This is a genomic window from Methanomassiliicoccales archaeon, from assembly GCA_038740345.1.
Lineage (GTDB): Archaea > Thermoplasmatota > Thermoplasmata > Methanomassiliicoccales > UBA472 > JAJRAN01.
Genome location: JAVYMA010000002.1, coordinates 33,537 through 46,473, shown reverse-complemented (window position 1 = coordinate 46,473; position 12,937 = coordinate 33,537). Strand labels below are relative to the sequence as shown.

The following is a 12,937-nucleotide window of genomic DNA, read 5'->3' as shown; positions in this document are numbered from 1 at the left end:
TTAGCGACTCTTATCATTCAATTTGCCCACAGCTAGCATCAGGCCGTATATCATCGCCTCTGGTCTAGGAGGGCAACCTGGAATGTAAACATCCACAGGGAGCATCCGATCCACCCCTCCTCTAACGGCGTAGCTCTCTCTGAAGATGCCTCCAGAGCAGGCGCAAGCCCCCACAGCCACAACCAGCTTAGGCTCCGGAGTGGCTTTGTAAGTCTGCATTAAGGCTCTCTCCATGTTGCGGGTAACTGGACCAGTGACTAGAAGGAGGTCAGCATGCCTGGGACTGGCTACGATGTGCATGCCGAAGCGCTCTATATCATGCACGGCGTTGGACAAGGCGTTGACCTCTACCTCACAAGCGTTGCAGGATCCTGTATCCACCTCACGAATCGCCAAAGAGCGGCCAAATACCTTCCCAATCATGGCATCAAGGCTCTTACCCAACTCCTGGATACTCTTATTTTCAATAGAAGAGGAAGATAACAAATCAGACCTGGATCGTTTTGCCAATTCGATTTCCGGACTCATTGTCCAGGCCCCCTCTGGACAGGAACGGGCACATTGGGCACAAAAAATACAGAGCCCGAGATCCACCTTTATCTCGCCTTCTCTCTCCTGGATAGCATTTGTGGGACAAGAACGAAAACAAACATGATGAGCTTTGCATAGGTCTGTCCTCAGTTTTGGAAAACCTAGACGAGCTGCATACCGCGGGGTGCCTTCCTGAGGGTAATCAGATGTCACTATACCTTTGCGCAGCACCCCTTTCCTAATTATATCTAGCAAACCATCACCTCACAGATCGTTACCAGCATAGGAAAGGTTCAGGGATTTGTTGATCAAAGGGAAGTCTGGAACTATCTCACCTTGGACTGCTACTTCTATCGCTCTCCAATTGTGGAAGGAGGCATCTCTCACCTTATGTCGGAAGGGCCTGCCTCCTTTTCCTGATATCAGCCAATGCACCAATTCACCCCTCGGCGATTCCACCAAGCTCATGGCCGTGCGCCCTTCTGGTACCTCGAAGGAAGAGCAAGTAATTTCTCCGCTAGGTAAAGAGCCCAGAGCCTGCTCCACCAAGCTAATGCTCTCTTGAAGCTCCTCTAGCTTCACACAAAGACGGGCGTTCACGTCACCTTCGCGGCGTAGAGGCACACGGAAGCTGAGATGCCGGTACGCTGCGTATGGATGATCGCGCCGCACATCCCTATCCAGCCCTGATGCCCTGGCTACAGGCCCTACCAACTCTAATTCCTTGGCGACCTCGAGAGGGATCCTTCCTGTCGTTTCCAAGCGATCCAGTACGGATTGCGAGCGCAACATCAAAGATGAGAATTCCTTGATGTCCAGCTTGAATCGCACCAACTGTGCGAGGATCTTTGAAATCTTGTCTGAGGGGATATCGATCCAAACTCCCCCTAGACGGTTCACCCCTCTCAAGAAACGGTTACCGGTTATGAAATCATTAAGCTCCATGCACCTCTCCCTTAGAATGTAAGCGTGTTGAGCCGCGACATTAAAGGCCACATCCAATGCGATCCCACCTATATCCCCAAGGAGATTGTAAATGCGCTCCAGCTCGGCATACGCCGTTCGTAGGTAGAGTGCTCTTTCGGGAACCTGTGCACCCCCCAACGACTCTACCGCTTGGCAATAAGCCAATGAATGGGCAAAACCGTTATCTCCAGATATCCTCTCCGCTAGCATGACTCCCTTAGCATAAGGGGTGCTCTCTGAAAGTTTCTCTACCCCTCTATGCACGTATCCCAAGCGTACCTCCAAATTCAGTATCGGCTCGCCGGCGACGCTGAAACGGAAATGACCCGGTTCGATGACCCCAGCGTGAACAGGGCCCACGGGTATTTCAAAGACGCCGGACCCTTCCACTCGACGATAAGGGTAGGCGTGAGGCTCCTGTGGGATTATTTGGGCAGGATCGAAATCTTTTCGCAATGGATAGATGCCCTCAGGCCAATCGTCCCACAGCACTAACGGTTTCAGTTCTGGATGACCACTGGCCCTAAGGCCCATTAGGTCCATTATCTCCCTCTCATACCACTCTGCACATGGTATCTGCGGTGTCAATGAAGGGTACTGGGGAAAAGCGGGATCCACGCTGGTAAGTAAGACGACAAAGTCGTCTTCTCCGCTGAGCGCCATCAACACGATGAGCTTGAAGTCGCCAGTCAACGCGCGATTATCCACAGCGTGGAATGTAACTAAATGCGCCCCCCAGAGATTCTTAATGTGCGATGCCACCGGGGGAAGAAGTGAAGAAGGAATCTCCATCCAAATCTCGTTACCTTTGACCTTACGGGAAATGACCGCTTCAGAGAGCTCGGGAGGCATTGAGCTCAGGATGTCAATCATTCGCCTTTCGGTCATACATTACCCCCTGGGAATAGTCTAGCAATATCCATCAGGATATCGTTCAGCTGTGAAGGCATGTACGTGCCTAGCAGCAAGGCCGCAGCCAGAAGAATGATCATTAGCGCTAGGCTAGCTCGGCCTGACTCACCCTTGCAGCCTGAATCACATGGAGCACCCATGACCATCCCGCTAAGATGGTGCAAAACTGCAGCGAATATGATAGCCAGGAAGAAGAGGTAGAAAGCGATGGGAAGGAATTCTCCCACTTGGAAGCCAGCGTAGAGTATTGTTAGCTCGCTTATAAAAATTCCAAAGGGGGGGCAACCTATAATTGCCAAGAAGGCCGTAGCCCAAATGACAGAGGTGTATGGCATGAGGCCTGATAGGCCCTTCACCTCCTCAATCAGCTTGGTTTTCACCCTCAAATAGACCTGCCCTGCACCTAGGAATAAGGTGCTTTTGATAAGGGAGTGATTGAGCATATGCAATAACCCTCCCATTATGCCTAGGGTACCTCCGAAGCCGAAGGCTAGCGCGATTATGCCCATGTGCTCCACGCTGCTGTACGCTAGAAGGCGTCGGTAATCCCTCACCAGAATTATGAACACCGAGGCTACGGCCAAGGAGAGAAGGCCAAAGATCATCAGGAGGCTTCCGGAAAAGGAAGGATCTATGACCTCGGATGTCACCATATGAAAACGCAAGATGGCATACAAGGCGCAGTTGGAGAGCGCGCCCGAGAGAATAGCTGTCGGTATGGGAGCTTGAGAATAAGCATCAGGAAGCCAAGTATGCATGGGGGCAAGGCCCACCTTGGTGCCATACCCTATCAAGACGAAGATGAAGGAAAGTTTGACCAAGGTGGGATCGAGCTGATCCGCCATAGAGAATATGGTTGACCAGTTTAGGGATCCTGTTGACTCGCCTAACCTCTGCACAGAAGCGGCATAGAGAAGTATGGTACCAAGGAGGGCTAGAGCTATTCCCACAGAACATACCATGATATACTTCCATGCCGCTTCTAAAGACCCTTCCGTATTGTAAAAGCCTACTAGAAATGCGGATGCCAGGGTAGTGGCCTCAATGGCTATCCACAACAGACCCAGATTGTCCGAAATGCACACCAGAATAAGGGTAAAGATGAATACATGCAGAAGTGAATAGTAATAACGCAGACGGCCTTCCGCTACCTTTCCCCCATTAATCTCGTGACGCAGGTATGCTATCGAGTATAGGGAGGATGCCAAGATCATTATCGCGGTTATAATCAGGACGAAGGCGCCGAAGGAATCTAGATAGAGCATTTCCGAGTAAAGGCTACCACGTTCGAATACCATCCAGGCCAAGAACCCTGAGTAGACCGCCAGTATGGAAGCGCCCGCAGTACTTGCCCATTCTACCTTACGCGGAGAACGCAGGAGGAAGCAGGCCAAAGCAGTGACAGCAGGTATGACTAGTAGGGTTTGAAGCATCAATCTCTCAACCTCCTCAAGAAGGACGTGTCAAGGCTATCGAAGGTCTGATTGATGCGGAAAACGAGTACGCCCATGATCAACACTGCCACCAGAACATCGAACGACACGCCTAACTCCACGATCAAAGGCATGCCATAGCCAAGAGATATGGCCGCCATGAATATACCGTTCTCCGTCACCAACAATGCCACTACCTGAGTTATCGCTTTCCTACGCGAAATCATGATGAAGAGGCCGATAAGCACCACAGCCAAGGAAACGGCCAAGGCGCCAGCGGTCACGCTGCCACTTTTCTCTATGAGTGGTTGCGCCACGTAATATCCAAGCACCACCATTCCAGCTGAGATGAGCAATGATGAGGGGGCTCTCAGGGATGGCTCAACCTCCTTTGATACCCCGATACGCTGCATGACTGAGTTCAGGATGCTGGGAATCAGGAGCGCTTTCACTCCAATAGTTATGACCGCCACCACAAACATGTGCATATAGCCGGTGGTATAACCGACCACAGCGGCCAATAGGCCAAGGGAGAGCGATTGCAGGGCAAAGGCCGATACCAGAGTGCGCATGCGGCCAATGGCCATCAGTAGCACAGCAGAGAGTAGTACAGCGGCCGCCAGACCATTCATTGCATTCACAGCCATTTCAGCCATCACATCGCCTCCAGCACAAAGTAGGAAACTACAGCGAGAAAGGCCAGCACAAAGGCTCCTGCCAAAAGGCTGGGCTGCCTGAACAGTCTCATTTTAGCCATTGAAGATTCGATCAGAGCAATTATTACAGCCAGCAAGAAAACCTTCAGCAAGAACAGCCCAGCACCAATGAGCAATGAGCCCATTCTCAACTCCGTCGCTATTCCCCAAGGGAGGAAGGCGTTCCAGGCTATGGTCATGAATAACATGAGCTTGATCATGCTGGCATACTCCATCAAAGCCAAGTCTCTTCCTGAGTATTCCAGCAACATACCTTCATGCGTCATGGTTAGCTCGAGGTGGGTAGCAGGATTGTCGAAAGGTATGCGAGAATTTTCAGCAAGCAGGGCGATGATGAAGGCGGAGAAGGCCAAAATCAACGTCGGGCCTATCAATTCAGCCCCTGAATCAACAATCAAGCCAGATGCTATTGATAACGAAGTCGTTCCTGTGAGCAGAGCGATGCTAAAAAAGGCCAATAATATGGCAGGTTCGATGAGGGCGGAGACCATCATCTCCCTACTGCTCCCCATTCCTCCAAATGTAGAGCCTGCATCAAGAGCCGCCAAGGCCATGAAGAAGCGCATATTAGCGAACAAATAGACCAAGACGATCAGGTCCCCCATGAATCCTGCTGTAGTGGTCAGGAATGCTGGGACCAGGAGGGCAGCCACCACCATGGAGATAAGGCAAGCTAAGGGGGCTATGGTAGTCATCCAAGAAGCGTCTTTTGATATTACTGAGCCTTTGTGGAAGAGTTTTATCAAATCATAATATGGCTGAAGGAGAGGTGGGCCCTTACGACTCTGTAACACCGCCTTAGTTTTGCGGATGACTCCAATGATGAGTGGCGCAAGGGCCAAGAGCGTCAATGTTTGCAAAAATATGAAGAGAAATTCTAGCATAGGCATCACCTAAGACTCACGAGAAGGAGTATGAGAACTGCGAAAATGTATGCCAAGTATCTCTGAATGCTGCCGGTTTGAATCACGCTAGCCCTTTTGGCGAGCCCTGTGATTATCTGTGCTAGAGGACGATACAGCTTAAGCTCGAATATGTCTGGAATCGACGCATGGAAAGCCATTCTTTTACGCATGTAGGGAGATGATGCTGATTCAAAGGAGAATTCACTTTTCTCCCTAAGAATAGAATTGAACACCCGACGTAATGGCTGGGAATGGCCTGTGGCGGTGTACTCATTCCTGGCATTCAGAGGTGTTCCGCAGTCCCAGGTGTCAGCCTGTGTTCGCAGAGGGGTGGAGCCGATGTATCGAACTGCCAAGAATATTATGGGAATCATAAATCCCATCAAAAGGGCCAAAATCAAGGGTGAGGCTTGAGAAATCATCTCCCCTCCCACATAAAAATTAAGTCCCTTGACAAGATCGCTAGCCACGCTTACATCCAAAACCGTCTGACAAGCGGTATCTGCTAGCGGGATGAGTTGCGGGCTCATCACCCCGGTGAACGTGCACAACACGGCCAATAGGGCCAGTCCTAATATCATAGTAACAGACACTTCATGCGCCTTTTCAGCCTCTGAGCTTCTCGGCCGAGCGAGGAAAACAGAGCCATACATCCTTACGAAGCACGCCCCGACCAAAGCGCCAGTCATCGCTAACATTCCTAGAGCCAAGGCCATCAAGAGGCTGATAGTTACATCATCTACAGTGTATGACCGTAGGAGAGATTGGAATATGAGCCACTCACTAACAAAGCCATTGAATGGTGGGATGGCCGAGATTGACAAAGAACCAATTAAAAAGAAAATGCTGGTATAACGCATGCGTTTAGCTAGGCCACCCATTCTTTCCATGTCCTTGGTGCATGTAGCCTGCACCACTGCTCCTGCCCCCAGGAACAGCAGGGACTTGAAAAGAGAATGGAAGAGCACATGCAACAAGCAGGCTATAAGGGCCAGCGCAGCCAATTTCTCCTGGCCATGGGAAAAGAATACCAAGGAAGTGCCCAATGCGATGAGGATGATGCCCACATTCTCCACCGTGGAAAAGGCCAAGGAACGCTTGATGTCTCTCTCCGCCAGAGCGTAGAGTACGCCTAACATCGCCGTTACGCTGCCCAGCAGCAACAGCATAAGCCCCCACCATCCTTCAGCCACTCCCAAGAACTGGAAAGTGGTACGGATGAGCATGTAGATGGCCACTTTCACCATGACTCCAGACATCAGAGCGGAGACGTTGCTAGGAGCAGATGGGTGTGCCTTGGGAAGCCAAACATGCAGAGGTATCACCCCAGCCTTGGTACCGAAACCGACCAGTGCTAGGAGGAAGGCTAAACTGCGCGCTAGCTCTGAAATGCCTTCACCGGAGCTGAGGGCTATGCTGCGGAAGTCCGTGGAACCGGCGGATGTAGAGATGAACAGTAGGCAGGCGGCGATGCAAGCGGTGCCGAGATGGGTCATGACGAAGTATAACCAGCCAGAGGAACGGACGCCTTCGTCACGGTGCTCGTACACCACCAGAAGATAGGAGGAGAGCGACATCAACTCCCAAACCACCAAGAATAGAATCACGTCCCCAGCGGCCACCACCAAGCACATAGACAAGAAAAAAATGGGTAGGAGGGAGCCCATCTTGGCCAAGCTATAATGGCCAGAATAATGTTGCACATACCCGATGGAGTAAAGAGATGTAGCTAGACCGACTATGGAGATGGCAAGCAGGAAGAAGGAGGAGAGGGCGTCGATATGCACTCGGAAAGCCCCCAGGAAGGGGAAAGCCAATATCTCCAGGACCAGATCGTCAGCGATGAGTACCTCTATAGAGGTCAGGATGCCCATGAGCGCAGAGAGCGTGAGCAAGGCGAAGGCCAGCTTCGCTCCGAAGGATTCCTTCCGCGCGGTGAGGAGAGCGATGAGCGATGCGGCCGCTCCCAAGACGATCAGCGCTGCAAAGGTGTAACTGCTAAGCGTTATCTGTCACCTCTTCAGGCCTACTCGACTCCACGTCCAGAAGGGCGTTGGAGTTGGGTAAAGACCCGGGCTATTCGGCTGGCAAAATCATGCTCATATATAAGCGTTTCGTAAACCCAGACTCACTGAGTTACTCGATGGTTTAATGATTGCCATTCCAGCCACCCGGTCGATCTTAAGTCGTGCGGTGTGCAGACGCCCCTTTCCGCAGAAAGGATGGCCCTAAGCTCTTGCCCCCCCCCCCTCTTACAGTAATCACTTGGGAAGCCAGTAAAAACATGAAGAGGTAAAATAAGCTGCCATCATCTTGCACCTCCTCCCCCGATGCGTGCGACTTGAGCCCCATTCTCTGAGTTTTCTTCCCTCCCTCTACTTCTTCCACGCCAGTTATCCCGCGCATCAAATCATCATACCTTTGGCCATTCAAGCTCCCTGAGCTCACCCTGCATGCTTTATTTGCCCGTTTTGCTACAAGTTAATCCCAACAGCGATTGAGGCTTGTGCGAAACGATAGAACGTCCTGATATCGTATGAATGAAGTTTTTCCCGCAATAATCCCAAGAGGATGCCATCGTGTTAATATACACGCGGATATCTAGTGAGAAAGGATGAAGGCGTGGGAGGGAATGGAGCAGAGAGAGCTGAGCGCGGCCGTGCTCAAGACCGCCATGGCCATCGAAGAGTTTGGCATTCGCTTTTATTCTGAGTTGAGCCAGTGCGTAAAGGACAAGAGGGGCTCGGCACTGTTAAGGGGCCTGGGAAACGATGAAGGGGAGCACTTGCGCATCCTCACGGACCAGATGGCGCGCGCCTCCAAGGGGCTCGATCCTACCAAGGTAGAGACCATAGATGAATACCTAAAGATACTGCCGGAGAAGGTCTTCGTTAAGCCCAAGGGCTCATGCATGACGCTCAGCGATGAGATCGCTGCCCTGCAGAAAGGGATTGAGGTGGAGGAAAACTCCATACGTATGTACCAAGACGCGCTAAAAATGAGCTTGGATGATGGGACCAGAGCTACCTTAGAAGAGCTTGTCAAATGGGAGCGTAGACATAAAGAAATTCTGGAGGAGAACCTGCATATGCTCAAGCTTGAAGGGGCTTGGTATGGATATGGGCCTATCCTTGAAGGATGATATTTCCGTAAAGATTAATTAAAGGCGTTAATTTCACTAGGTCAAGAGTTACCAGTAGGCTGTCAATAAAACTAAATACCTAGGTTTCATGCCTAGAGTAATCCTGCCCCGGTCCCTGCGGGCATTCATATACAGCCGGCTGAAGCGGTAATGGTTTGAGGTGCGTGGCATGGCAAGGTTGCCGAACATCAACAGAGAGTTGTCGGCCTGTCTCCAATGTGGCTATTGCGTTCGCGTGTGCGATACATACGCACAGGAGCCATGGGAATCCAACAGCCCCCGTGGAAAGCTGTATTATCTTAAGCAGCTGCAGAACAAGACGCCTTTAGACAAGCTACTTGGGCGAAAGGTGGAGATCGATCAGGAGTTCGTTGAGGCGTTATACAAATGCACTGGATGTGCGGCCTGTTGGCAAGTATGCCATGTCGAGATCGAGTTCGCCGAGTTCTGGGAGAAGGTCAGAGAATGGGTGGTCGAACAGGGGAAAGGCCCACTTCCAGCTCATAAAAAGCTGGGCGAGAGTATATTGGCCAATAAAAACCCTTACCGTGAGCCTCCAAGCAAACGGGGGGACTGGTTCCCCGCTAGCATAAAAAGGGAATCTTTGAACCCGGACATATGCTTCTTTGCCGGTTGTACCGCCTCCTACAGGATGCAACGCATATCCCAGGCTGCGGTGATCTTCATGGACCGCTGCGGCGTGAAACAGAATATCATGGGAGAGAATGAGATGTGTTGCACCTCGCCCATGCTAAGAACGGGGCAAATCAAGGCTACCAGGGAAGCGGCCGAGAACAATGTGCGCCAGACTGAGCGCATGGGGGCCAAGGCTATGGTCACTGCTTGCGCCGGTTGCTATAAAACGACCCTGCATGACTACAAGAGATTCTATTCCAGACCCTCTTTTGAAGTCTATCATTTCTCCCAGTATGCCCTCAAGCTCATCAAGGAGAAGAAGGTTAAGTTCACCAAGGAGATCAAAGCTAAGGTCACCTACCATGATCCCTGCCATCTAGGTCGTCATGCAGGAGTCTTCGAGGCGCCGCGGGAGGTCATAAAGGCCGTGCCCGGCATCGAGCTGGTGGAGATGCGTTACAACCGAATGGGCTCGCATTGTTGTGGGGCAGGTGGAGGGTTCAAGTCGCAATTCAACGATTATGCCGTGAATATCGCTGCCAAGCGAGTGCAGGAGGCATTGGAGACGGGGGCAGAGATGATAGTTACTACATGCCCCTTCTGCGTACTCAATCTCCAACAAGGGGCGAAGCAGATTGGCTCTAACATCAAGGTGGTAGACCTTGCAGAGCTTTTGGCGCAAGCGACCTCTCCCTCTTGAGACTGGTGGGCGTTGAAAGGATTTAATTTCGTGGATAGCGAGACGTAACAACGAGAATGCGGTTCAGGGCTTCCGTTTCCTTGAGAGGTTATGTGCTGCTGAGAGTTCATCTCGAATGTTTCACCAAGATATCCTCTTAATTTATTGATGTGGTCAGAATAATGTTTTTGCATGGAATGGTGAAATCATTGCGCTATGTGCTTAGATCGACCCGATAGGTTAATGTACCGCAAAACTCTGGATGCGATGAATGGTCTTCGAACTTCTTGATGAGCGTATCCGCATCCTGCTCAAGCAAAGGGACATCCACGAGCCCACTGGCCCTCAGCGTCAAGCTATACCCCATATCCTCAAAGGAGAGAATGTTCTTCTAGTCGCTCCCACGGGCATAGGAAAGACCGAGGCCGCCATGCTTCCCATATTTCACCGCTTGCTCAGTTACAGCGGCAAGGGAGTAAGGTGCATCTATGTTACCCCTTTGCGGGCTCTTAACAGAGATCTGCTGCGCAGGCTGGAAGATTTCGGAACCGCCTTAGGTTTGGACGTGGCCGTTAGACACGGTGACACACCTCAATGCGAAAGGAGCAGGCAGTCTCGAAAAGCCCCTGACATCCTTATAACCACGCCCGAGACGTTGCAAATATTGTTCGTAGGCAAGAGGTTGAGAGAACATCTCTCCAATGTTCGTTTCTTCGTGATCGACGAGATACATGAGTTGGCGGAGGACGAGCGCGGTGCGCAATTGGCGGTGGCAATGGAGCGCCTTGTGGAGGAGTCAGGTGAGTTCCAGAGGGTGGGCCTGTCCGCTACCATAGGAAGCGTGGAAGAGGTGGCTAGATATCTGGCTGGAAAGGGGAGAAAGGTAACCATAGTGAAGGCAAGCGTGGCTAAGGACATGACGGTGGAAATACAGAGCCCAACGGTGCAGGATGAGGATATGGAGCTAGCAGGGATGCTGCAGAGTGATCCCCAACTAGTGGCTTGCATGAGGCGCTGCAAGGACATAATTGAATCGCATCGATCCACCCTCCTTTTCGTTAATACAAGAGACACCGCCGAGGCCCTAGCGGCACGCTTCCACGTGTGGGACGAGACTTTTCCCATCGGTGTTCATCACGGCTCCCTATCCAAAGAGACGCGCATAGAGATGGAGGAGGCTTTCAAGCAGGAGAGATTGAAAGGGCTGATCTGCACCTCATCGCTTGAGCTGGGGATAGACATAGGCAGCGCAGACTTCGCCATCCAGTACAATTCCCCGCGCCAAGTGGCCAGGCTAATACAAAGGATGGGAAGAGCCGGTCATAGGGTGGGGGTTAAATCCGAGGGCGCTGTCGTGGCCTCTACCCCTGATGAGGTGGCTGAATCGCTAGTGATCGCGCGCAAAGCGGCCAAGGAAGAGTTAGAGCCTCTGAGGGTTAGGCAAAACCCCCTCACCGTACTGGCCAATCAATTGGTGGCCATGGCCATGTCTGGTCCTGTGCGCCGGGACGATGCTTATCGCGTAATAGTTCGAGCCTATCCCTTTCATTCATTAACCAGGGAGAAGTTCGAAGCGGTGCTCCAGCAATTAGGCTCCATAGGGCTGGTCTTCATCAATAACGAGGAATATCGACGTTCCAACAGAGGCATGCGCTATTTCTATAACAACCTCTCTATGATACCTGATGAAAAGAGCTTTCGCATACGCGATCTCTCCACCAGGAAGATAGTAGGGCAGTTGGATGAGTCATTCGTTATCTCCTTTGCTGAGCCTTATGCCACGTTTATCACCAGGGGGCGTTCCTGGCGCATTATCGAGATAAAGGAGGATGAGCTGCTAGTGGAGCAAGTTAAGGAGATAGGCTCAATACCCTCCTGGGTTGGCGAGGATATCCCTGTGCCTTTCAATGTGGCTATGGAAGTAGGACGTTTACGGCGCCTGCAGGACTATCATAACTATCCCGGCGACGAGGAAGCGCTTGGCAAATTGCGTCGTTACTTGGAAGAGCAGAAGTCAGTGGGCAAAGTTCCTACGGACGAGCTGCTCACGCTAGAAATGGGAAAGAAGCTCGCCATCCTTAACTGTTGTTTCGGATCAAAAGTAAATGAGACCCTCTCAAAGCTGTTATCAGTGCTCTTGACCGCTAGACTGGGAGAGGCCGTGGCCACCCATACTGACCCCTATCGCATCGTTCTGGAACTTCCCCGGGATGTGCGTGCGGCTACCATCCTTGATACGCTTTTATCCATTAAGGCTGAAAACGTGGAAGCCCTCATGCGCATGGTGATGAAGAATTCCTCTTTCCTGCGCTGGAGATTCGTTTATGTGGCTAAGAAGTTCGGGGCGGTGGAGAAGGATGCAGACTATCAATCCATCAATTTCAATCGCCTTTTTGAGGCGTATGAAGGTACCCCGATGTTCGAGGAGGCCGTGAACCGCGTGCTATGGGAGGATTTGGACTTGGAGGGGACGATGCGCATTATGCGATGGCTACAGGAGGGTAGGATTCGCATCGAAGTAACCTCCCTGACGCCTATAGGTCGTGCCGGGTTGGAGCATTCTAAAGAGCTAATTGCCCCTCAGCGCGCAGATCATTCCATTCTAATGGCTTTAAAGAAACGTCTAGAGGAGGAACAGCTATTCCTTACCTGTCTCAAATGTCAGGCGCAATGGAAGATCAAAGTCAAGGATTCTCCCGATAAGATATTCTGCCAACGCTGCGGAGGGAAGATGGTAGCCGCTCTCCGCGCTTATAATAAGGACCATGTCAAGCTGCTATCCAAACGGCCCTTGACGGAAGATGAGGCGGCGGAAGTGAAGCGCATGTACAAAAACGCTAGCCTGGTAAATGGCAATGGATCAAAGGCGCTGCTTTGCCTGGCCGCGAGGGGAGTTGGCCCTGATGCAGCGGCTCGCATTTTGAGCGGCTTTCACGAGGAGGAGGACGATTTCCTGCGCGACATCCTCATGGCGGAGGTCAATTACGCTCGCACTAAGAGGTTCTGGGACTGAGCTG

The 12,937-nt window shown here is 51.6% G+C and carries 10 protein-coding genes; 3 read left to right on the top strand and 7 right to left on the bottom strand.

What is annotated here, in order from left to right; all coding sequences use genetic code 11:
- The 7 genes from nuoB to QW520_01065 form a co-directional block, all read right to left on the bottom strand.
- On the bottom strand, positions 1–786 hold the full coding sequence (gene nuoB / locus QW520_01095; protein ID MEM0448405.1) for an NADH-quinone oxidoreductase subunit NuoB: 786 nt from the start codon (positions 784–786) through the stop codon (positions 1–3).
- 9 nt (positions 787–795) lie between these two features.
- Positions 796–2,385 (bottom strand): NADH-quinone oxidoreductase subunit C, encoded by a 1,590-nt coding sequence (locus tag QW520_01090; protein MEM0448404.1) that lies wholly within the window; start codon positions 2,383–2,385, stop codon positions 796–798.
- On the bottom strand, positions 2,382–3,842 hold the full coding sequence (locus QW520_01085; GenBank protein MEM0448403.1) for a hydrogenase 4 subunit F: 1,461 nt from the start codon (positions 3,840–3,842) through the stop codon (positions 2,382–2,384). The genes QW520_01090 and QW520_01085 overlap by 4 nt, the downstream gene beginning before the upstream one ends.
- Complete coding sequence (locus tag QW520_01080; GenBank protein ID MEM0448402.1) at positions 3,842–4,498, bottom strand: hydrogenase; 657 nt, start codon at positions 4,496–4,498, stop codon at positions 3,842–3,844. The genes QW520_01085 and QW520_01080 overlap by 1 nt, the downstream gene beginning before the upstream one ends.
- Positions 4,498–5,448: an NADH-quinone oxidoreductase subunit H gene (locus QW520_01075; GenBank protein MEM0448401.1), complete on the bottom strand. Its 951-nt coding sequence runs from the start codon at positions 5,446–5,448 to the stop codon at positions 4,498–4,500. Before QW520_01075 ends, QW520_01080 begins: the two co-directional genes overlap by 1 nt.
- Entirely contained in the window at positions 5,448–7,433 is a 1,986-nt protein-coding gene (gene hyfB, locus QW520_01070) for a hydrogenase 4 subunit B (protein ID MEM0448400.1), read from the bottom strand. The genes QW520_01075 and hyfB overlap by 1 nt, the downstream gene beginning before the upstream one ends.
- Before the next feature lie 211 nt (positions 7,434–7,644).
- Positions 7,645–7,911, bottom strand: a complete 267-nt coding sequence (locus tag QW520_01065) for a hypothetical protein (GenBank protein MEM0448399.1) — start codon at positions 7,909–7,911, stop codon at positions 7,645–7,647.
- A 166-nt stretch (positions 7,912–8,077) separates the two neighbouring features.
- On the opposite strand from QW520_01065, the gene QW520_01060 reads away from it, so the two are divergent.
- From QW520_01060 to QW520_01050, 3 genes are all read left to right on the top strand, one after another.
- Entirely contained in the window at positions 8,078–8,605 is a 528-nt protein-coding gene (locus QW520_01060; protein MEM0448398.1) for a ferritin family protein, read from the top strand.
- Positions 8,606–8,774: 169 nt separating this feature from the next.
- A complete protein-coding gene (locus QW520_01055; protein MEM0448397.1) occupies positions 8,775–9,941 on the top strand; it encodes a (Fe-S)-binding protein in 1,167 nt (388 codons plus the stop codon).
- 250 nt (positions 9,942–10,191) lie between these two features.
- Complete coding sequence (locus QW520_01050) at positions 10,192–12,933, top strand: DEAD/DEAH box helicase (protein ID MEM0448396.1); 2,742 nt, start codon at positions 10,192–10,194, stop codon at positions 12,931–12,933.
- The last annotated feature ends 4 nt before the right edge of the window (positions 12,934–12,937 follow it).